Below are 19,350 nucleotides of genomic sequence, written 5' to 3'. Positions count from 1 at the left end.
CCGGCTCGGGTCCGCGGTCAGGGCGACCCGGACGATCGCGAAGCGAGCCGCCGCGACCAGCGGACGACCAGACGCAGCAGGCAGGACAGAGTCAGCACCCAGGCGGCCGCGAAGGCCCATGTCAGGGCCGGTTCGCCGGTGGCGACGGCGAGGACGAGCAGGGCGAGGGTCAACATGCCCAGCAGCGTGACGCCGAGGGCCGCGAGACGGCCGCGCACCCCGTGCCTCCCCTTCCGCGTCCGCCCCTCCCCCGGCCCGCGCCCCGGTCCCTTGCGCACCGCGTGCCCCAGGCCGCCCCGCCGCATCGTGCGCAGTCGCCGCTCCAGCAACGCGTCCTCGCGCAGCGCGTCCTCGATCTCGGCCAGGACGCGTCGCTCATGCTGTGACAGAGGGGTCTCGTCCATCGCTGACACCTCCCATTCGGACGCCGGATCCGTTTCCTGGGGTTCCTTGCCGTTCCGCGGCCGTTCCGAAGCCGTTCCGTTCCGAAGCCGTTCCGCCGCGCGAGTACCCGGCGCAGCGGGTTTCAGACACGCGTACGACGATCCCAGCCGCCGCCGATCCGAAGGGGGGCAGACAGGTAGAATCCTGACCGGATGCGATCATTCCGGACAACCACCTGGTGGAGGGACGGGAGACTCGTGACGACGTCAGCGGAGGGGCGCCCGGGCGCCGGCACACGGGCGGGCCAGGACATGGCGGGGCTGGCTGCCGAAGTGGGACGGCTGCGCGCCGAGATCACCCGTCGCCATCTCCTCGATCTGGCGACCGGGGTCCTCGCCGCCCAGCTCAGCGCGTCACCCGCCGACGCCGCCGAACACCTGGACTCCCTCTCGCACGCGACGGGACTCGGGATCGAGGATCTCGCCGCGGACATCGTCAACGCCGTCGCCGGCCGGCCGGCCGCCGAGACGGGGGAGACCGTCGGCCCCGGGTCGGCGACCGGGCGGGCGCACACAGGGCTCCTCGCGGACTCTCTTGGCCCCGACCCGGCCGTCGCGGCCCCCTCCGTAACCGGCCTCTCCGTCCCACACGCCACCGACGCACGACCCGTCGCCGACACCGCCGCCGCGCGCCGCGCCCGGCGCGCGGCGGCCGCGGCCGAGACGAAGGACACCGTCGGCGAGGCGGCGCGCGCCCTCCTGGACGGCGGCCTCGCCCCGCTCGGCGCGGAGAGCCTCTGGCTCTGGCGGCGGGACGCGGGCGGATGTCTGTGCCTCGCCGGGCACGCCGGGGTAACCGCCGCCGAGGCCGCGGCCTGGCAGTGGATTCCCCCGGCGGCTCCTCCCGCATTCCACTCCGTCCTCTCCGAGGGCTCCCCCGTCTGGCTGGACACGGGCCCCGCGGACGGGGAGGTCCTGCCAGGACCGGCGCCGCACTCGGCGCGAGCGCTCCTTCCCGTGCGCCGGCGCGGCGCGGTGGTGGGCCTGGCGCTCGTCACCTGGCCGGGTCCGCTCACCTTCGAGGCGCCCCTGATGCGGGCTCTGGTCGGTCTGACGGAGGTGGCGGGCACCGTCCTGGACGCGGCCGACTCGCCCCCGGCGACGACACCGGCCCTGGTGGACGTCCTGGACTCCCTCGCGCATCCGGCGATGCTGCTGCGCCTGGCCCCTTCCACCTCGGCGCCGACGGTGGAGCATCTCAACGAGTACGCGGTCGCGGCCCTCGGCGGTGCGTCCTTCCCGGAGGAGCGTTCCCTCCCCCTCGCCCTTCCCCATGTCCACGCGGACCTCGCCCACCTCGCCCGGCGCGCCCGCCGGTCCGCCCGCGCCCAGCGTGTCCCCCGGCTGCCGCTGTCGACGGCGCCCGGGCAGCAGGACCCGCCCCCGCTGCTGGACGTGCGGGTGCTGCCGGCCGGCGCCGAGGGGGTGGTGGTGCTCTGGCACACCGTCACCGACCCCGGGCTCGCCTCGGAGCGGGCCGTGGCCAGGATCCAGAGCGTGGGGCTGTTCCAGGACAGCCTGACGGGTGGCGACACGGTGTGGTCGGAGCAGGCGTACGGAATCTTCGGCAGGGGCCGGGACGAACCGCCCGTCCCGCTGCTCGGCCTGCGCGGCCTCGTGCACCCGGACGACGGAGCGGCGCTGACCGAACTGCTCAGAACGCTCACGGAGCGCCGCACGGGGGCACAGACGGTGCTGCGGATCGTCCTGGGCGACCGGCGGACCGTGCGGCACGTACGGGTGGCGGCGGAGCCGCTGCTCGACGGGGGCACGATCACCGGTATCGCCGGGGTCTATCAGGACGTGTCAGAGAGCCGCCGCACCGAGGCGGCGCTGACCGCGACGTTCGACCAGCTCACCGCCGTACGGACGCGGGCGGAACTCAGGCACCAGGTGGCGCTGCAGTTGCAGCAGGCGATCGTGCCCGAGGTCCCCGACGTGCAGCAGCTGCCGGGCCTGGTCGCGGCGGCCCGCTACCGTCCCGCCGCCGAGGAGTACCGGGTGGGCGGCGACTGGTACGACGTCCAGCCGCTGCCCAGCGGCAAGGTCCTGGTGGCGGTCGGCGACGTCGCGGGGCACGGCATCGACTCGGTCACCGGCATGGTGGCGCTCCGCAACGCCCAGCGGGGTCTCGCCTGCACCGGCGACTCGCCCCGTCGGCTGATGGAGTGGCTCAACGAGGCGACGCTGCGCACCAGCGGCCATCCGACGGCGACCGCGGTGTGCGCGCTGTACGACCCGGAGGACCGCAGTCTCGTGTGGTCGAGCGCGGGGCACCTGCCCTTGCTGCTGCTACGGGACGGTGTGGCGCGCCTGATCGAACCGCCGCAGGACATCCTTCTGGGCGCGGTGCCCTCCTACGCGTACCAGGAGCGCAGAACGGAGCTGCGGCCGGGCGACACCCTGCTGCTGTACACCGACGGGCTGGTCGAGCGGCGCCACGACGGGCTCGACCAAGGGCTCGCGCAGCTGAGCGCGGCGGCGGAGCGGGTCAGCGGCTATCCGCCCGACGAGCAGGTGGATCTGTTGCTCGGCGCCGCGACGGGAGACACCGACGACGACACGAGCATCGTCGCCGTGCAGGTACGGTGACGCCGCCCCGCCGGTCTTGCCCCCCCCGCGCCCCCGGTTTCATGAGACCAGCCACTCGCGGACCTTCGCCACCAGCTCGTCCGCACCGACCGGCTTGGCCAGGTAGTCGCTGGCCCCGGCGGCCAGCGCCCGGGCCCGGTCGCCCGGCATCGCCTTGGCGGTGACGGCGATGACGGGGAGCCCCGAGCGGCCGGGGAGGGCCCGGATCGCCTCGGTGGCGGCGTACCCGTCCATGTCGGCCATCATGACGTCCATGAGGACGAGTTCGATCTCGTCGCGGGAGGCGAGGAGGTCGAGACCGGCCTGCCCGCTGTCGGCCTGGAGCACCCGGACGCCCCGGCCCTCCAGTGCTTCGGTGAGCGCGTACACGTTGCGTACGTCGTCGTCGACCACGAGGACCGTACGCCCCGTGATGTCGGGGTCGCGGCGGCCCGCCGGAGGCACTCCCCGGGCCCTGTCGTCGCCCTCCGCGGCGGCACCGCCGCCCGCCGTCGCGACCGTCCCGGACAGTCCCCCGCTCCGCGGGGACCGCGGGGCGGGGAGGTAGAAGGTGAACCTGCTGCCCCGGCCCGGGGTGGAGCGCACGTCGATGGCGCCGCCGAGGAGCCCGGCCACCTCACGGCTGATGGAGAGGCCGAGTCCCGTTCCACCGTAGTGCCGGGCGGTGGTTCCGTCGCCCTGCTGGAAGGCGCCGAAGATGCCTTCGAGGCGCTCGGCGGGGATGCCGACCCCGCTGTCGCCGACCCGGAAGGCCAGCACCGGGCCGCGTCCGCGCAACGCAGGGGGGACTTCGTCGGTCTCGGCGTACTCGATGGTCAGCTCGACCCAGCCCTTCTCGGTGAACTTGAGAGCGTTGGAGAGCAGATTGCGCAGGATCTGCCGCAGGCGCGACTCGTCGGTGTCGAGCTCCTCCGGCACGTCCGACGAGACGGTGACTGAGAAGTCGAGCCCTCTCTCGTCCGCGACGGGGCCGAAGGTGGCTTCCAGGTATTCCAGGAGCTGGTGGAGGGGGAACTGTTCGGGGCGGATGTCCATCTTCCCCGCCTCGACCTTGGAGAGGTCGAGGATGTCGTTGATCAGCTGGAGCAGATCGGATCCCGCGGAGTGGATGACCTCCGCGTAGTCGACCTGCTTCTCCGTCAGATTGCCCTCGGGGTTCTGGGAGAGCAGCCGGGCCAGGATCAGCAGGCTGTTGAGCGGGGTCCGCAGCTCGTGGCTCATGTTGGCGAGGAACTCGGACTTGTACATGGAGGTGCGGGAGAGCTGCTGGGCGCGCGCCTCCAGCTCCTGACGGGCCTGTTCGATGACCAGGTTCTTGGACTCGATGTCCTTGTTGCGTTCGGCGAGCAGCGCCGCCTTCTCCTTCAGTTCGGCGTTGGAACGCTGCAGCTCCTGCTGCCGGGCCTGCAACTCCTGCGAGCGGGAGCGCAGTTCGTCGGTGAGTCGCCGGGACTGGCCGAGCAGCTCGTCGGTGCGAAGGTTGGCGACGAGGGAGCGGACGACGGCTCCCGCGGTGTCCACGAACTGCTCCAGGAAATCGCGGTGGATCGCGGTGAAGGGCTGCAGCGAAGCGAGTTCCACGGCGCCGAGCACCTGGTCCTCCACCACGATCGGCAGGATGATCAGCATGCCCGGTTCGGCGGAGCCCGCCGCGGAGGCGATGGTGGCGTACGCGGCGGGCACCCGGTCGACGACGAGGACACGCCGGTCGCGGGCCGCCTGACCGACCAGCGACTGACCGAGTCGGAAGCGGCGGGGCGGGGCTTCGGGGCCGTCCGGGCTCGCGTAGGCGGCGGTCAGGACGAGTTCGGTGCCCTGCTCGTCGTGCCGGGCGAGGAAGAAGGCCCCGTACTGCGCGGAGACCAGCGGCGGCACCTCGGTCATGATCAGCTCGGCGACCTCGGTCAGGGTCCGCGATCCCTGCATGAGGCCGGCGACCCGGGCGATGTTTGTCTTGAGCCAGTCCTTCTCCTCGTTGGCCCGGGTGGTGGCCCGCAGCGACTCGACCATGGCGTTGATGTTGTCGCGCAGGTCGCCGACCTCGCCCGGGGCCTCGACGGTGATCGAGCGGGTGAGGTCGCCCTCGGCGACGGCGCTGGTGACCTCGGCGATGGCGCGGACCTGCCGGGTCAGGTTGCCGGCCAGCTCGTTGACGTTCTCGGTGAGTCGCTTCCAGGTGCCGGAGACCCCCTCGACCTCGGCCTGGCCACCGAGCTTGCCCTCCGTGCCGACCTCGCGGGCCACCCGGGTGACCTCGGCTGCGAAGGAGGAGAGCTGGTCGACCATCGTGTTGATGGTCGTCTTGAGTTCGAGGATCTCGCCGCGCGCCGACACGTCGATGCGGCTGGTGAGGTCGCCCTGGGCGACGGCCGTGGTCACCTGGGCGATGTTCCGCACCTGGTTGGTGAGGTTGTCGGCCATGGAGTTGACGTTGTCCGTGAGGTCCTTCCAGGTGCCGGAGACCCCTCGGACGGTCGCCTGGCCGCCGAGTTTGCCCTCCGTTCCGACCTCGCGGGCCACCCGGGTGACCTCCTCGGCGAAGGAGGAGAGCCGGTCGACCATCGTGTTGATGGTCTCCTTCAGCTCCAGGATCTCGCCGCGCGCGTCGACGCGGATCTTCCGGGTGAGGTCGCCGCCGGCGACGGCCGTGGCGACCTGGGCGATGGATCGCACCTGCGAGGTCAGGTTGTCCGCCATCGTGTTGACGCCGGAAGTCAGTTCCCGCCACACCCCGCTCACCCGCGGCTCGCGGGCCCTGCCGCCGAGCAGACCCTGCCCGCCGACCTCGCGGGCCACCCGGGTGACCTCGGAGGTGACCAGGGAGAGCTGGTCGACCATGTCGTTGTAGACGGTCGCGATGTCGCCGAGGATGCCCCCGTGGGCGTTCGGGAGGCGTACGGAGAGGTCACCGTCGCGCACGGCGGTGAGCCCCGCCAGCAGCTGATCCAGCCCGTCCTCACCCAACTGCTCCGGGGAGACACTCGGCCCGGATTCGGCCGATCGGGGTGTACTTTCCATCGCGGACCTCGGGCGGCGCGGAAACGGTCGGATGCGAGCCGGTTCCTCGACCGGATGTGGTCGGTCGCGGTCGATTGCATCGGTCGCGTTCGTCGTGGTGCGAAGCCGGTGGCGGGATGCGCCCGCTTCGGCTCCGCCCCGCCTCTCCACTCTAGGCACGCCTCGGACGGACGGCAGTGTCCGAGGCGTCGGCCCCGGCGGGCACCACATCGACCTGGAACCAGACCGTCTTCCCCGTGCCGCTCGGAACGGATCCCCATCCCACCGAGAGCCGTTCGAGGAGATACAGCCCGTGGCCCGAGGCGCGGTTCGCGCGGTGCGGACCGTGCGGGTGGGGGCGCACGGGGCTGGAGTCGCCGACCTCGACCCACAGCCGCCCGCCGGTACGGTCGAGGCCGAGTTCGTACGGAGCGCCACCGTGTCTGTACGCGTTGGTGGCCACCTCCGAGACGAGGAGCAGGACATCCTGGACCGCCGGGTTGTCCACCTCGCCCGCCGGGCCGAACCAGTCACGCAGCGCCTGGCGGGTCAGATCACGGCACCGTCCCACCATGCCCGGCCCGCCGCCCAGGCGGTACCGACGGGCATGAGCGGTCCCTCGATGCTGTTGCCCAGCCGTCATAGCGCACGGCTGCCCGGGACAAACGGGTTCAAATCGCTTCAAATGGGAATGTTCTTCTTCGGAACGCTCGGACGACGGACCACGCCACCGCACCCGGTGGCGCAGGCCCACGCCACCGTCGAGGGAGCCTTCATGTCCACCCCCCGCACACGCAGCACCGCCCCCACCACCGGCACCGCCACCGCGGGACCGGCGGGCCCAGCCGCCGTACGTCACCATGCCCTGGACGGTCTCCCCGAGATCGACCGGCCCACCGAGGTGAGCACCGCGGAGGCCCAGACCCTGTCCACCGCGCTCTTCACCCGGTTGGAGGCGCTGGAGGAGGGCACTCCGGAGTACGCCTACGTACGCAACACCCTGGTGGAGCTGAATCTCAGCCTGGTGAAGTTCGCGGCCCGCCGCTTCAGGAACCGGGCTGAGCCGACGGAGGACATCATCCAGGTCGGCACCATCGGCCTGATCAAGGCGATCGACCGGTTCGAGACCAGCCGTGACGTGGAGTTCTCCGCCTTCGCGCTGCCCACGATCGTCGGCGAGATGAAGCGATTCTTCCGCGACACCAGCTGGGCCGTTCAGGTGCCGCGCCGGCTCCAGGAGCTGCGGATCGACCTGGCCAAGGCCGTCGACACCCTGGAGCAGCGGCTGGGCAGGCGTCCCACCAGGGCCGAGCTGGCCGCACACCTCCATGTCAGCGAGGAGTCCGTCGCCGAGGGCGAGCAGGCCTCGAACGGCTACGTCGCCCGTTCCCTCGACACGCCTTCCGGCGACGACGAGTCGGCCGTCACCGCGGGAGCCCGGCGACTGGGCGAGGAGGAGCGCGCCTTCGAGCTCATCGACGCGCTGGAGTCGCTCAAGCCGCTGATCGCCGGGCTCGACGCCCGTGACCGCCAGATCCTCTCACTGCGCTTCGGTGAGGAGCTGACCCAGTCGCAGATCGGCGAGCGGCTCGGCCTCTCGCAGATGCACATCTCCCGGCTGCTCGCCCGCGTTCTGGGCGAACTCAGAACCGGCCTCCTGGAGGACACGGACGAACCGCAGCCCCCCTCGCCCCAGGAGTCGTGAGCGGGCCGGCCCGCCCCCGGCCGGCCCGCGGTCGCTGTCAGGGGGTGACAGGACGGTGCCAGGGAGGGGGAGAGGGGCGGCTGATCTCCAGCCAGACCACTTTTCCGTCTCGGCGGGACTCCGCGCCCCAGTCCCCGGCCAGCCGGTCGAGGACCATCAGCCCGTGGCCGCCCGGCAGCGAAGCGGCCCGCGGGCGTCGCCGTCTCGGGTGCTCCGGGTTCGCGTCGGAGACCTCGACCCGCAGATGGCCTTCCCGATGGCGCAGGACCAGTTCTTCCGGGCCGCCGGCGTGCAGACAGGCGTTGGTGACGACCTCGGAAACCAGGAGGAGCACGTCGTCGACCCGTTCCTGCGCCTCGTCGTTCTCCGCCGGGAGCCAGCCCCAGTCCGCCAGCGCCCGCGCGGTGAAGTCGCGGCAGCGCGTGACCATGCCTTTCGTCCCGTGGAGCACGAGCCGCCGGATCTGGCTCCCGTGCGGAGCGCTCTTACCCACCGCCGCCATAGCCGGTCTAACCGCCCGCCCGCTGATCGGTGAGCGCCTCGGCCACGTTCTCGTGCACCCGGAAGACGGTCCGTGCGCCGGTGATCTCGAACATGCGGGCCACGGGCGGCCGCAGCCCCGCGAGCTCCAGACGGCCGCCCTCTTCCAGGGCGTGCAGCCGGGCCTGGAGCAGCACGTTGAGACCGGTCGAGTCGCAGAAGCCCAGATCCTGGCAGTCGACCAGGATCCGTTCAGCGCCGGACCACTGGCGCAGGGCGCTCCTGAGCGCGTCCGCGGTGTCGTGGTCCAGCTCCCCCGTCAGGGACAGCACCACGACACCGGGCCTCGGCCCGGGCGCCGATGTGACGGCGAACCGCTCCGGCTCCATGGGATCGCCCGCCTTCCTCCGCTCCCGCCCGTTCCGGCACGGGACTCGCACCGCTGGTGCGCGGCTACCCGACTTGGGCCCCGGTACTCGACTCCTGCCCGCCATCGGCGGGGACACAACCGGTGGGGAGCTCTGAAGTACCTGTCCGGGAGGTGGGCGAGGAAGGCGGGCGGGCGGGGTCAGACGCCGGGGATCCCCTCCAGCGCCTCCCGGCGCACGGAACTCGCTTTCCCCACGGCACTCGCGATCCCCACGCCAGTCGCAGCTCCCACGGGGCTCACCTCCGCCAGGGGGCGCACCTTGCCCGCCGGACTCGGTTTCCCGGCGGGGCTCGCCTTGCCGACGTAGCGCTCGGCGGCGTGCACCGCCTCGCGCGCCGTCCGCTCCCCCATCAGCACGCACAGCGTGTACGCCGTGTCCTCGAACCGCCTTCGGATCGACAGGTCGCAGGGCCGGGCCAGGACCACCCGTTCCTGGGCCCGGTAGTGCCGCAGCAGTCGGTCGACCGTGTTTCTGTCTGGCAGCAACATCATGTCCTCCTGACACGCCCCCCTTCCCTCCATCGCTTCATATTCACGGTGCGGGGCCACCTGCGCGACCCACACGAACACGTTCCGTCACAGCCATGGGCCCGGCATGCGCGGGCGCCGCCGATGACGGATCGTCGAAGGCATGAGCACGAACCCGAGCGAAGGACTGAGAGTGGTCGTCACGGGGGCCACAGGGAACGTCGGAACGAGCCTGGTACGGGCTCTGGCGCGCGAATCCCAGGTCGCCTCCGTGCTCGGCCTCGCCCGCCGCAGGCCCGTCCTCGACCTGCCCCGGACGAAGTGGGAGGAGGTGGATCTGTCGCTGGAGGGCGACGAGCCACGCCTCGGCCGGCTCCTCGAGGACGCCGACGCGGTCGTCCACCTGGCCTGGCGGTTCCAGCCGACCCACGACCCGGCGGAGACCTGGCGGGCCAACGTCCTCGGATCGCTACGGGTGTTCGAGGCGGTGGCGGCGGCGCGGGTGCCGGTGCTCGTGCACGCCTCCTCGGTGGGGGCGTACTCCCCGGGCCCCGAGGGCGGCGCGCCGGTCTCCGAGGCCTGGCCGACCCATGGCTGGCCGGGAGCCGCGTACACCAGGGAGAAGGCGTATCTCGAACGGGTCCTGGACACCTTCGAGCGGGATCACCCGCAGACCCGGGTGGTGCGGATGCGGCCGGCCTTCCTCTTCAAGGAGGAGTCGGCGAGCGAACAGCGCCGGATCTTCGCGGGCCGGTTCTTCCCCGGCGCCCTCCTGCGCCCCGAACTGCTGCCGCTGATCCCGGAGTTGAAGGGACTGCGGTTCCAGGCTCTGCACACCGAGGACGCCGCCGACGCCTACCGCCGTGCGCTGCTCCGTGACGTCCGGGGCGCCTTCAACCTCGCGGCGGATCCGGTGATCGACACGGAGACGCTCGCCTCGCTGCTCGACGCCCGGCCGGTGAAGGTACCGACCACCGCGGTACGGAGCGTGCTGTCGGCCGCCTGGAAGATGCGGGCGGTCCCCGCCTCGCCCGATCTCTTCGACGCGGTTCTGCGCCTGCCGCTGCTGTCCACGGACAGGGCTCGGAGCGAGCTGGAGTGGGAGCCGTCCATGACCGCGACGGAGGCGCTGGGTGCCTTCCTGCGCGGCGTGCGCGCGGGGCGCGGGGACGCGACGGCCCCCCTCTCGGGCCGCCGCATCGGCTGATGCCCGGGCGCGTACCGAAATGCCCGGCCCGCATCGTTGTGCCCGGGCCGGCACCGGAATGCCGGGGCCGGCGCCGGCTGACGCCCGGGGCCCCGTCGACCGCGCCCGGGGCCACCCGCGGTGGCCTCCGCATGCCCGGGGGCGAATCGGGTAGCAGAGGGGCGTCGCACCGTCGGCCTCGCGGAAGAGGCCGCTGTCCCGGAGAGGCGATGTCATGAGCGAGCACTCCGTGGCGTCCGTGGCCGGCGCGGCCACGACCGTTCCGACCCATGAGGGGCGCACCGTCCGCCTGCTCGGGCTGGCGCTCCAGTTCCCCGGCCGGGAGGACATCTTCGTACCGGTACCCCCGAAGGGCACGACCCCCACTCCCTTCACCCTGAAGGAGGGCACGGAGTGCCGGGCCGTGGTGCGCTTCCGGGTCGACGGTCCGTCCGTGACCGGATTGAAGGTCATCGACGTGCGGAGCATGTCCGGCGTGGAGATCGGCGGCCGTGAGGTGATGCTCGGGGACTTCCGCCGGGGCGGGCCGTACGAGCTGGCGCTTCCGCCCGAGCGCGTCCCGAGCGGTCCACGCGCCCGCGGGATCTACGACGTGTACGCCGCGTTGATCGACGCGGAGGGCCGCGTGCTCGACCGGCACGACTACCGCTTCGAGGTCAAGAGGGACTGGGAGAAGCCCGTCCGTTGAGCCCCGCGCGCTCCCTGCGCTCCCCGCCACCGCGCGACGCCCCGTATCACTCGCTCGCCATCCGCTCAGCCCTGATACGCCCGCCAGTCCACGATGCTCATGGCGGCGCCCGCCGCCTCGCGGCCCCGGCAGTGCGCGCGATGCCGGGACGCGATGCCGTCGAGGTCGAGACGGCGGCCGAAGGCGGGGTGCGCGGCGAGGCGTTGGGCGTAGGCCCACAGCGCCGGGTGCGCCGCGATCCGGTCCAGGGCGGCGGCGTCCAGATGGCGGCGGTGCACGGTGTCCAGCTCGACGAGCGTCACCCAGACGACGACGTCGGCGGCGGTGATGTCCTCGCCCAGCACGTACCGGTGTCGTCCGAGCGTGCGCTCCAGGGAGTCGAGGGCCGCGAAGAACACGGTGAGGGGGTCGAGGTGGGCGTGTGCGTCGTCGAGGCCCAGTTCGCCGGCGCGCTGCGCAGCCTGGTTGACGCTCCGCTCGCAGAGGTCTCCGACGGCGCCGATCTCCGCCTCGCGCCCCGCCGGCAGCAGGTCGGGTCCGGTACCGCGGAACCGCAGCGCGAGGTCGCGCTGGATGTCGGGGACATGGGTGCTGACGATCCGTCCGGTCCAGCTGTCGCTGAGCACGGGCGCGGCCGCGGGGCCCGCGTACTGGTGCGCGCTGGCCTCGTACAGGGGTCGCAGTGCCGCGTATCCGCCGCCCGGGGTGTCGGGGGTGGAAGGCAGCAGAACCAGCGGGAGGGTCTCCTCGAGGCCGAGCAGGCCGTGGGTGATCGCGATACGCAGACAGCGCGGGCAGGAGAGCGACAGATGGAGCCGGTAGCGGTGCGGAACGGCGTAGTGGCCGCTGCGGACGTCGCAGCCGATCCGGCCGCGGAAGACGGACGAGGAGACGGACACGCTTCGCCGAGCCGCGTCCGGTCCTGCGGAAGTCTCCATCATTCCCTACCTGTTCACTCGGGTTCCCGTTCCATGAGTGTCGGGACCGTCACGCTCCGCGTCAAGGGTGCGACATCGCCGGGCACTCACAGCGGCGGCAACACCTCAGGCGCGCGAATCCGGTCACGGCGGTGCGGGATAATGCGGGCATGCGCATCTCAGCCAGAGCCGACTACGCGGTACGGGCCGCGCTTCGGCTCGCCGCCGCCCAGGACACGGGGCCGCTGAAGGCCGAGGCGATCGCCGACTGCGAGGGCATCTCACACAAGTTCCTGGAGGGCATTCTCGGCGACATGCGCCGGGGCGGCCTCGTGTTGAGCCAGCGGGGCGGAAACGGCGGGTACTGGCTGGCCAGGCCGGCGGAGACGATCTCCCTCGCGGATGTGATCCGGTGCGTGGACGGCCCACTGGTCTCGGTCCGCGGGGTGCGCCCGCCGGAGCTCTCGTACACGGGCCCCGCCGAGTCCCTTCTGACGTTGTGGATCGCGCTGCGCGCCAGTGTGCGCCAGGTGCTCGACGGGGTGTCGCTGGCGGATGTGGCGGCGGCGAGGCTCCCGGCGGAGATCTCCGACCTGGCGGACGACCCCGACGCCTGGACCAACCCCTGATCAGCCCCCGATCCACCTCGGCACCTTCGCCACCGTCTCAACGCACGAGATCCGACTGTCCATGATGCGAACGCCCCTTGGGGCCGGGGCCACGGCTCTGCCACTATCCCTACTGTTCCAGTGGGAAAACCAGGGATCATGTGAGGTGACGTGAGAACGCCCAGGAAGTCAGCGAAACGCCCCACCTCCGGACAGCCCGAACGCCCGGCGGACGACGAGATCTGGCCCCGCGTCACCCGGGAACTCGCCGACGACCTCGCGGTCGACGCGCCGGCCAGGGACCGGGCGGGCAAGGCCCCCTTCGACGAGGTCGCCCGGCTCAAGGAAGCGGGGCTGCCCGCGCTGCTCACCCCACCGGGACCGAGCGGGCACGGGGCCGACTGGCAGGCCTCCTGCGCGGTGATCCGGGAGATCTCCGCGGCGGACGGTTCGATAGGGGAACTCCTCGCCCACCACTACGTCCTGTCCTTCAGCACCCGGTTCTTCGCCGACGACCCGGCCGGTGACACGGCCGGTGACACGGCCCGTGACACGGCTTCCGGTCCGGGCGCGGCTTTCGAGGACCGCACGGCCCGGGAGGGGTGGCTGCTCGCCGGAGCCGTGGAGCCGCCGCCGCTGCGCGCCGACGGCGCACCCGGCCTCACGCTCGCCCCCTCCGGCCGGGGTTACGTCCTGGAGGGGCGCCGCTCCTTCGCCTCCGGCGTCACGGTCGCCGACCGGCTGGTCGTCGGCGCCCGCTGCAGCTCGACCGGAGACGTGCGGGTGGCCCTGGTCGACCCCGGGGATCCGGCCGTGTTCACCGAGGCCGGGACGGACCGGGTCGGGCAGCGCCTCGCGGGCGCCGGAACCGTGACCTTCGACGCCGTGCCTGTGGACGCCCGGGACGTTCTCGGCACCCTCCCCCGCGACGAACACGCCGTGGCGCCCTTCACCGCGCTCGCCCCGCTCGCCCTGCGACTCCTCCTCGTCCATGTCGGCCTCGGCATCGCCGAGGGAGCCCTCGCGGAGGCCCGGGACATCAGTCGCGCCACCCACGCCGCACCGACCGCCGCATCCGCCGATCCGGTCGCCGGTGGCAACGCGTACCCGGTCGGCGGTGGCGAGGATCCGTACCTCCTGCTGGCGTACGGCGAGTTGGCCACGGCGGCGCACGCAGCCGCGGCGGTCGTCGAGCGGGCGACGGACGCCCTGGCGCGCGGCCTGCTCGCCGCGCGGGCGCTCGGGGTCGAGGAACGCGCCGACATCGCCGTGCTGGTCGCCGCCGCCGAGACCGTGACGGGCCGGTCCGCGGTCCGGATCACCACCCGGATCCTCGAACTCGTCGACACCGCGCGGGAATGCGACGCCCCGGGCGGCGGGCCGGGCCTCGACCGCTTCTGGCGCAACGCCCGCGCGCTGACGGCCCAGTCGTCCCCGGACCACCGGCTGCGCGACATCGGCGACCACTACCTCAACGGGACCCGTCCGCGGCTCACCCTGCTCGCGTGAGCCGCGGACGGGTTCCCGCAGGATCGGTCCGATCCGTTACGGGCACCCGGAGCGGCTGTCCCCGGTGTCGGTGGAGCAGGAGTCCGTGCCGGGACCGCCGTGGGCGCCGTCGTTGCCCGCTACGCCGTCCACCGTGTTGAGGGTGTCGTTGCCGTATGCCCCGAACAGCGTGTCGCTGCCCGCCTCGCCGAAGAGCCGGTCGTTGTTGTTGCCACCGTCGATCGTGTCGTTGCCGTGACCGCCGTAGACGGTGTCGTTGCCGTTCGCGGGGGTGATGGTGTCGTTGCCGCCCAGGCCGCAGACCACGTCGTCGCCCGCGGTGCCGTAGAGCCGGTCGTCGCCGCTCGTGCCGACGACCGTGCAGCCGCGCGAGTTGGTGACGGTCGTGGTCGCGGTGGCGGTGTTGTTCGACGTCACGGGGTCGCTCTGGGTCGCCGAGACCGTCGCGGTGTCCCTGAGGGTGCCGACGGCGGAGGGTTCCACCACGACGCTCACCGTGACGGCGGCGCCGGGCGCGATCGTGCCCAGGGCGCAGCCGGCCGTGCCCGAGGCGACGGAGCAACTGCCCTGCCCCGGCGCGGCGGACACCAGGGTGCCGGGCCCGGTGTGGGCGTCGGTGAGCGTGACTCCGGTGGCGGAGGCGCCGGTGCCGGTGTTCGTCACCGTGATGGTGTAGGTGAGCCGGGTGCCGAGGACGGCCGAGGCCGGGCCCGTCTTCGTGACCCTCAGGTCCACGCCGGTCGGCAGCGGCGCCCCGCCGCCGCCCTCGTACCGGGCGAGCGCGAAGTCGCCGTCCCGGTACCCCGCGGCGACGATGCGTCCGTCACCCTGGAGCGCCACACCGTACGCCTCCTCGAAACCGCCGGCGAAGTCGGTGACCGTCCTGCCGTCGCCGCTGAAGCCGGTGTCGAGGCTGCCGTCGGTCTGGTAGCGGGCCAGTGCGAAGTCGCCGCCCCTGCGCCCCGCCGCGACGATCCGGCCGTCCGGCTGGAGCACGACCGCGCGGGCCAGCTCGCTGCCACCGTCGAAGTCGGTCGTCGTCCTGCCGTCGCCGCTGAACGCGGGATCGGGGCTGCCGTCGGCGAGGAGTCTGGCGACCGCGAAGTCGTTGCCCGAGCCGCCCGCGACGACGACGCGGCCGTCCGTGTGCACCGCGACGGCGTGGCCCATGTCGACCGCCCCGAAGTCGACGGTGGCCCGCCCGTCCCCGCTGAACGTCGTGTCCAGGCCGCCGTTCGGGTTGTACCGGGCCACGGCGAAATCGTAGGCCGGGCCGGCGCCGTGGTGGCCTGCGGCGACGATGCGGCCGTCGGTTCGCACCGCCACCGAGCGGGCGGCGTCGGCTCCGCCGGCGAAGTCCGTGGTCACCCGTCCGCCCGTGCCGAACGTGGTGTCGAGGATGCCGTCGGGGCGGTAGCGGGCCAGCGCGAAGTCGCCGGCGCTCTGGCCGGCGACGACGATCAGGCCGTCCTGCTGGATCGCGACCGACGTGCCGTCGTCGGCGCCGCCGGTGCCGAAGTCCGTGACGACGTGTCCGGTGCCGCCGAAGCCGAGGTCGGGTGTGCCGTCCGGGAGGTAGCGGGCGACGGTGAGGTAGAACCCGCCCAGGGACGTCGATTCACTGGTACCGACGACGACGATCGCTCCGTCCGGCTGGAGCGCCACACCGTTCGCCGTGTCGCCACCGCCTTCGATGTCCGTGAAGACCCGGCCGCCGTCACCGAAGGCCGGGTCCAGGCTGCCGTCCGGGAGGTAGCGGGCCAGCGCGAAGTCGCCCCCGTTCCGGTCGATGCCGCCGACGGCCACGATCCGGCCGTCCGGCTGCACGGCCACCGCCGTCGCCTGCTCGTAGCCACCGAGGTCGCTCACCAACCGCCCGGCGTCGCCGAAGGCCGGATCCAGATCTCCGGGCGCGGCCGCCGCCTGACCCGGCAGGGCCACGACGAGCGCCGTCGCGGCGGCCGCGGCGAGCGCGGCGCGCCGGGGCGGGACCGGTCTCGGTACAGCACTGAAGGGGGACATAGGGGTCCACTCGCCTCTCGTCGTCTTCCGGCATCGCGGTTCCCCAGGCTCCCGCACCGCCGCCTGACGGCTGCTCACCGCCTCGGAGGGCTCGGCCCACTGGAGGTCGTGATCCACTCTCCGGGGTGAGGGGAGGGGCACCGGGCGGCCGCGGGCCGGGCACGAGTCTCTGCCGTGAGAGCCAGGGCCAAGGCGTCCTTCTCGGCTCGTACGGACAGCACATCACCGCGGCCGGCATCCGGCCGGGGCAGGCGGTGCGTTCAGGGAACGGCACGGCGACGGCGACGGCGGAGTGATGGGCCGACGGGGTGACGAACGATCGCTGGCCAACCCCCTTCGGCAACCGGCCGGTTGGCGTCGAGGGTGGACGCGTCGGGTCGACACCGTGTGTCGAAATCGTCAGGTCCGGAAAGGGTTACGTCCGTCGCCCCTGCGGCTCTGCCCCTGCCAACCCGTCCCGCGGCCTCGGAGAAGAGAGCGGAGTCCATGCGGTACCACGACGAGCCCAGCCCCTACGGCAAGCGGGTCCACGGCGGCGGCCGGCACCGCAGAGGAGAGCGTGTGGGCAGACACGCGCGCCGGGTGCCGTTCTTCCGTACCGCCGTGATCGTGGCGGGCACGACGGCGGCCGTCCACACGCTGGCCGCCGGGGCCGGTGTGGCGGCTCTCAGCAGCGGTGGCACGACGGGCTCGGACAGCCACACGTACGCGGCCGCCCGGACGACGGTGACGGCCCGGGCGACGGTGGCGGCCCGGACGGCCGTGGCGCCGCTCTCCGTGGGGACCTCGCCCGTCCCCACCCCCACGACGCCCACCACCACGCCGTCCACCACCACACCGTCCACCACCCCTGCGGCGTCGGCGTCCGGTTCCGCCGGTCCGGGGGGAGAGCCTCGGAACGCCGCACCCCCCGCCCCGAAGGTTCTCCGGTTCGTCGAGGAGATCGTCTCGCTCGCCAACACCGAGCGGGAGAAGTCGGGATGCGGCCCGCTGCGCCCCGACACGAGACTGCGCAAGTCCGCGCAGAAGCACGCGGACGACATGGCCGGCCGTGACTTCTACGCGCACGAGAGCCCGGAGGGGCGGGACGCCGGCGATCGGATCACGGCGGCCGGATACTCCTGGTCGGCCTGGGCGGAGAACATCCATCGGGGGCCGAAGACCCCGCGGAAGGCGATGGAGGACTGGATGAAGAGCGCCGGACATCGGCGCAACGTCCTCAACTGCGCGTTCGAGGACATCGGCGTCGGGGTGACGCTCACCTCCGACGGCCCGTGGTGGGTGCAGAACTTCGGCGCCACGCGCTGACCGACGGGCCCGCACCGGTGTCCGTTCAGGAGGCGGGCGTCGCCAGCTTCTGCACCCACACCGTGCCCCGGGGTCCGGGGACGGCGGCGACTCCGGTGTCGCGGTAGCGGCAGTTCAGCATGTTCTCCTGGTGAAGAGCTCCGTCCATCCAGCCCTCCACGACGCCGGCCGGATCGTCCGCGCCCTGTGCCAGGTTCTCGGCCCAGCCGCTCCAGGCGTACCCGGCCGCCGAGATCCGCGCGTCCGCGTACCGGCCCTCAGGACTCCGGTGGTCGTAGTAGCCGCGCCGGACCATGTCCCGGGCGTAGTCGCGGGCCGCCGCCGCGAGCCGTGGATCCGTGCGGAGCGGAGCGCAACCCGCCTCCGCACGGCGGCGGTTGACCAACGCGGTCACCGTCTCCTCGACGGCGGGGGCCGGGTCCGGGGCCGGGGAGCGAGAAGCTGTCGCGGCGGACGTGGGGGTCGCCGTGCTCGGTCGTGGCGCCGGCGTCGGCCGTGCCTCGCTGCTCGGCGGGGGCGGCGCGGCCGCAGGCGTGCGGGGGGCGAGCGGCCGGGCCTCCGGCTCCGACGGTACGAGCAGAGTCAGGCCCCCCAGCACGCCGAGCGCCACCACCCCGGCCGCACAGGCCCGTCGGAGGGAGCTCCCGCCCCGACCACCCGGCTCCCCGGGCCCCGGACCGTCGGGCACGGCGGCCGGGACTCCCGCCGCCGGCGCAGTATCCGCCCAGGCGACCGACTGGACGTCGGTGTACGGCGCGCCGCCCCCGCTTCCGTCGCCGCCCATGCTCCAGCCCAGGAGGGGTACCACCAGGCCGAGCCCTGCCAGGAGGCCCTCGGCGGGGGCGAGGCCCGAGCGGGCACGGTCGCAGCTGCCGCAGCCGTTGAGATGGCGGGCGACACGCCTGCGCCACAGGGGTGTCGGGCGGCCGTCCCACCCGGTGGTCACCCGGGCGAGCCCGGCGCAGGGACGCCTGGCGGCAAGAACGCGGACCACCGCCCGGGCGGTCTCGAGGCGTTCCTTCATCCGCTGCACGCGGACCGCCGCGTGCGGGGGCGGAACGGCCAGCGCGTCGGCCAGCTCGGCGCGGGTCAGCTCACCGCTCGCCTCCAACCACCACAGGGCAAGGAGTTCGCGGTCGCTCTCGTCGAGCCAGCGGGTCGCCTCGGCGACCTCGCGGCGCTGGCCGGAGAGTCCCAGGCGCAGGATCGTGAGGTCGACGAAGTCGCCGCCGGGGTCGGGGAGCTCGGCCGCCCGGTCGAGGCCGGGCAGCGGACCGGCCTGGCGCTCGCGCCACCGTCGGCGGATCTGGTTCATCGCGATCGCCACGAGCCAGGACCTGAACCGGGCGGGGTCGCGCAGCGCGGGCAGCCCGTCGAGGGCTCGGAACATCGTCTCCTGCACGACGTCGTCGACATCGGCGTGGCCGTCGAGAGCGCGGCCGACGATGTTGTGGACGAGCGGGAGATACGCGCGTACCAGCTGGTCCCGGGCGGAGGCGTCCCCCGCCGCGGCCGCGTCGACCAGTGCCGCCGTGGCGCGCTCGTCGCTGTGCATTTTCCCGCTCCCTGCCCTGGGTCTTCCGTGCCCGTCGTGAGGAGACCCCTGGGAGCGGGCGGCATAACAGTTTTCCGCCGACGGGTTCACGCCGCCGGATCGGACCGACGAATTCAGACCGACGAATTCAGACGGACGGACCTTGTACGGGACGGGTCTGCGCCGGCGCGGTGGCCGCCCGCGGCACGGTGGCCCCGTTCCCCGTCCGTACGGCCTCGACGACCGCCTCGTGGAGATCTCGGCTCTCCTTCTCGGAGGCGCACGGAACCGGACTGCCCGACATCGTGAACCAGTCGGACGCGCCGCTGTACTGCACGGCCACTCGTGCCTCGTCGTCTGCCCAGGTGGTGTGCACGGTCAGGTCGCCCGTCACCGCACCGACTTCGTCGGTGAGCACCCCACCACGCCCGGTGTAGACCCC

The 19,350-nt window shown here is 73.1% G+C and carries 17 protein-coding genes; 7 read left to right on the top strand and 10 right to left on the bottom strand.

All coding sequences use genetic code 11. The features are described from left to right. Positions 1 to 17 precede the first annotated feature (17 nt). A complete protein-coding gene (locus IE136_RS11695; RefSeq protein WP_158984527.1) occupies positions 18 to 404 on the bottom strand; it encodes a DUF3040 domain-containing protein in 387 nt (128 codons plus the stop codon). A gap of 237 nt (positions 405 to 641) precedes the next feature. Here IE136_RS11695 and IE136_RS11690 point away from each other — a divergent pair, with 237 nt between their 5' ends. Continuing rightward, a complete protein-coding gene (locus IE136_RS11690) occupies positions 642 to 3,035 on the top strand; it encodes a SpoIIE family protein phosphatase (protein ID WP_229818784.1) in 2,394 nt (797 codons plus the stop codon). A gap of 39 nt (positions 3,036 to 3,074) precedes the next feature. Here the strand turns inward: IE136_RS11690 and IE136_RS11685 are convergent, their stop codons facing one another. Then, positions 3,075 to 6,053: a HAMP domain-containing protein gene (locus tag IE136_RS11685; RefSeq protein WP_189600280.1), complete on the bottom strand. Its 2,979-nt coding sequence runs from the start codon at positions 6,051 to 6,053 to the stop codon at positions 3,075 to 3,077. A gap of 151 nt (positions 6,054 to 6,204) precedes the next feature. Beyond that, a complete protein-coding gene (locus tag IE136_RS11680; protein ID WP_229818783.1) occupies positions 6,205 to 6,606 on the bottom strand; it encodes an ATP-binding protein in 402 nt (133 codons plus the stop codon). Between the two features lie 201 nt (positions 6,607 to 6,807). Here IE136_RS11680 and IE136_RS11675 point away from each other — a divergent pair, with 201 nt between their 5' ends. Continuing rightward, entirely contained in the window at positions 6,808 to 7,737 is a 930-nt protein-coding gene (locus IE136_RS11675) for a SigB/SigF/SigG family RNA polymerase sigma factor (RefSeq protein WP_189600279.1), read from the top strand. Positions 7,738 to 7,774: 37 nt separating this feature from the next. Here the strand turns inward: IE136_RS11675 and IE136_RS11670 are convergent, their stop codons facing one another. The 3 genes from IE136_RS11670 to IE136_RS35525 form a co-directional block, all read right to left on the bottom strand. Further along, positions 7,775 to 8,167, bottom strand: coding sequence for an ATP-binding protein (locus tag IE136_RS11670; protein ID WP_229818782.1), 393 nt, complete (start codon positions 8,165 to 8,167; stop codon positions 7,775 to 7,777). Positions 8,168 to 8,246: 79 nt separating this feature from the next. Beyond that, positions 8,247 to 8,606, bottom strand: a complete 360-nt coding sequence (locus tag IE136_RS11665) for an STAS domain-containing protein (RefSeq protein ID WP_158984537.1) — start codon at positions 8,604 to 8,606, stop codon at positions 8,247 to 8,249. A gap of 179 nt (positions 8,607 to 8,785) precedes the next feature. Further along, on the bottom strand, positions 8,786 to 9,139 hold the full coding sequence (locus IE136_RS35525; RefSeq protein ID WP_373309049.1) for a DUF5133 domain-containing protein: 354 nt from the start codon (positions 9,137 to 9,139) through the stop codon (positions 8,786 to 8,788). 139 nt (positions 9,140 to 9,278) lie between these two features. Between IE136_RS35525 and IE136_RS11655 the strand changes: the two genes are divergently transcribed. Both IE136_RS11655 and IE136_RS11650 read left to right on the top strand, forming a co-directional pair. Continuing rightward, positions 9,279 to 10,322, top strand: a complete 1,044-nt coding sequence (locus tag IE136_RS11655) for an NAD-dependent epimerase/dehydratase family protein (protein ID WP_158984539.1) — start codon at positions 9,279 to 9,281, stop codon at positions 10,320 to 10,322. A gap of 214 nt (positions 10,323 to 10,536) precedes the next feature. Beyond that, on the top strand, positions 10,537 to 11,010 hold the full coding sequence (locus tag IE136_RS11650; protein ID WP_189600278.1) for a rho GDP-dissociation inhibitor: 474 nt from the start codon (positions 10,537 to 10,539) through the stop codon (positions 11,008 to 11,010). Between the two features lie 65 nt (positions 11,011 to 11,075). On the opposite strand, the gene IE136_RS11645 is transcribed toward IE136_RS11650, so the two are convergent. Next, positions 11,076 to 11,948 carry a glutathione S-transferase C-terminal domain-containing protein gene (locus tag IE136_RS11645; protein WP_189600277.1) on the bottom strand — a complete coding sequence of 291 codons (873 nt, stop codon included), beginning with the start codon at positions 11,946 to 11,948 and terminating at the stop codon, positions 11,076 to 11,078. Positions 11,949 to 12,097: 149 nt separating this feature from the next. Here IE136_RS11645 and IE136_RS11640 point away from each other — a divergent pair, with 149 nt between their 5' ends. Both IE136_RS11640 and IE136_RS11635 read left to right on the top strand, forming a co-directional pair. Next, positions 12,098 to 12,556: an RrF2 family transcriptional regulator gene (locus IE136_RS11640; protein ID WP_158984546.1), complete on the top strand. Its 459-nt coding sequence runs from the start codon at positions 12,098 to 12,100 to the stop codon at positions 12,554 to 12,556. A gap of 150 nt (positions 12,557 to 12,706) precedes the next feature. After that, positions 12,707 to 14,044 (top strand): acyl-CoA dehydrogenase family protein, encoded by a 1,338-nt coding sequence (locus tag IE136_RS11635; protein ID WP_189600276.1) that lies wholly within the window; start codon positions 12,707 to 12,709, stop codon positions 14,042 to 14,044. Positions 14,045 to 14,080: 36 nt separating this feature from the next. Here IE136_RS11635 and IE136_RS11630 read toward each other — a convergent pair whose 3' ends face one another. Further along, positions 14,081 to 16,066, bottom strand: coding sequence for a DUF11 domain-containing protein (locus IE136_RS11630; protein WP_158984550.1), 1,986 nt, complete (start codon positions 16,064 to 16,066; stop codon positions 14,081 to 14,083). Positions 16,067 to 16,552: 486 nt separating this feature from the next. Between IE136_RS11630 and IE136_RS11625 the strand changes: the two genes are divergently transcribed. Next, on the top strand, positions 16,553 to 17,374 hold the full coding sequence (locus IE136_RS11625; protein WP_189600275.1) for a CAP domain-containing protein: 822 nt from the start codon (positions 16,553 to 16,555) through the stop codon (positions 17,372 to 17,374). A 25-nt stretch (positions 17,375 to 17,399) separates the two neighbouring features. Here IE136_RS11625 and IE136_RS11620 read toward each other — a convergent pair whose 3' ends face one another. Together IE136_RS11620 and IE136_RS11615 are read right to left on the bottom strand one after the other, a co-directional pair. Next, positions 17,400 to 18,929, bottom strand: a complete 1,530-nt coding sequence (locus tag IE136_RS11620; RefSeq protein ID WP_189600274.1) for a sigma-70 family RNA polymerase sigma factor — start codon at positions 18,927 to 18,929, stop codon at positions 17,400 to 17,402. Between the two features lie 127 nt (positions 18,930 to 19,056). Continuing rightward, the coding region (locus tag IE136_RS11615; RefSeq protein ID WP_229818781.1) for a hypothetical protein at positions 19,057 to 19,350 on the bottom strand (294 nt) is incomplete at its 5' end.

The organism is Streptomyces lateritius, from assembly GCF_014649715.1.
Classification (GTDB): domain Bacteria; phylum Actinomycetota; class Actinomycetes; order Streptomycetales; family Streptomycetaceae; genus Streptomyces; species Streptomyces lateritius.
Note: the sequence above shows the minus strand (reverse complement) of the source record. Positions and strands in the feature narration are given on the sequence as shown.

Bases quoted from the DNA above. Each gene is read 5' to 3' on its own strand.
- IE136_RS11695 (WP_158984527.1), bottom strand. From the start codon at position 404: ATGGACGAGACCCCTCTGTCACAGCATGAGCGACGCGTCCTGGCCGAG.
- IE136_RS11685 (WP_189600280.1), bottom strand. From the start codon at position 6,053: ATGGAAAGTACACCCCGATCGGCCGAATCCGGGCCGAGTGTCTCCCCG.
- IE136_RS11645 (WP_189600277.1), bottom strand. From the start codon at position 11,948: ATGGAGACTTCCGCAGGACCGGACGCGGCTCGGCGAAGCGTGTCCGTC.
- IE136_RS11665 (WP_158984537.1), bottom strand. From the start codon at position 8,606: ATGGAGCCGGAGCGGTTCGCCGTCACATCGGCGCCCGGGCCGAGGCCC.
- IE136_RS11675 (WP_189600279.1), top strand. From the start codon at position 6,808: ATGTCCACCCCCCGCACACGCAGCACCGCCCCCACCACCGGCACCGCC.
- IE136_RS11670 (WP_229818782.1), bottom strand. From the start codon at position 8,167: ATGGTCACGCGCTGCCGCGACTTCACCGCGCGGGCGCTGGCGGACTGG.
- IE136_RS11630 (WP_158984550.1), bottom strand. From the start codon at position 16,066: ATGTCCCCCTTCAGTGCTGTACCGAGACCGGTCCCGCCCCGGCGCGCC.
- IE136_RS11650 (WP_189600278.1), top strand. From the start codon at position 10,537: ATGAGCGAGCACTCCGTGGCGTCCGTGGCCGGCGCGGCCACGACCGTT.
- IE136_RS11680 (WP_229818783.1), bottom strand. From the start codon at position 6,606: ATGGTGGGACGGTGCCGTGATCTGACCCGCCAGGCGCTGCGTGACTGG.
- IE136_RS11640 (WP_158984546.1), top strand. From the start codon at position 12,098: ATGCGCATCTCAGCCAGAGCCGACTACGCGGTACGGGCCGCGCTTCGG.
- IE136_RS35525 (WP_373309049.1), bottom strand. From the start codon at position 9,139: ATGATGTTGCTGCCAGACAGAAACACGGTCGACCGACTGCTGCGGCAC.
- IE136_RS11620 (WP_189600274.1), bottom strand. From the start codon at position 18,929: ATGCACAGCGACGAGCGCGCCACGGCGGCACTGGTCGACGCGGCCGCG.
- IE136_RS11625 (WP_189600275.1), top strand. From the start codon at position 16,553: ATGCGGTACCACGACGAGCCCAGCCCCTACGGCAAGCGGGTCCACGGC.
- IE136_RS11655 (WP_158984539.1), top strand. From the start codon at position 9,279: ATGAGCACGAACCCGAGCGAAGGACTGAGAGTGGTCGTCACGGGGGCC.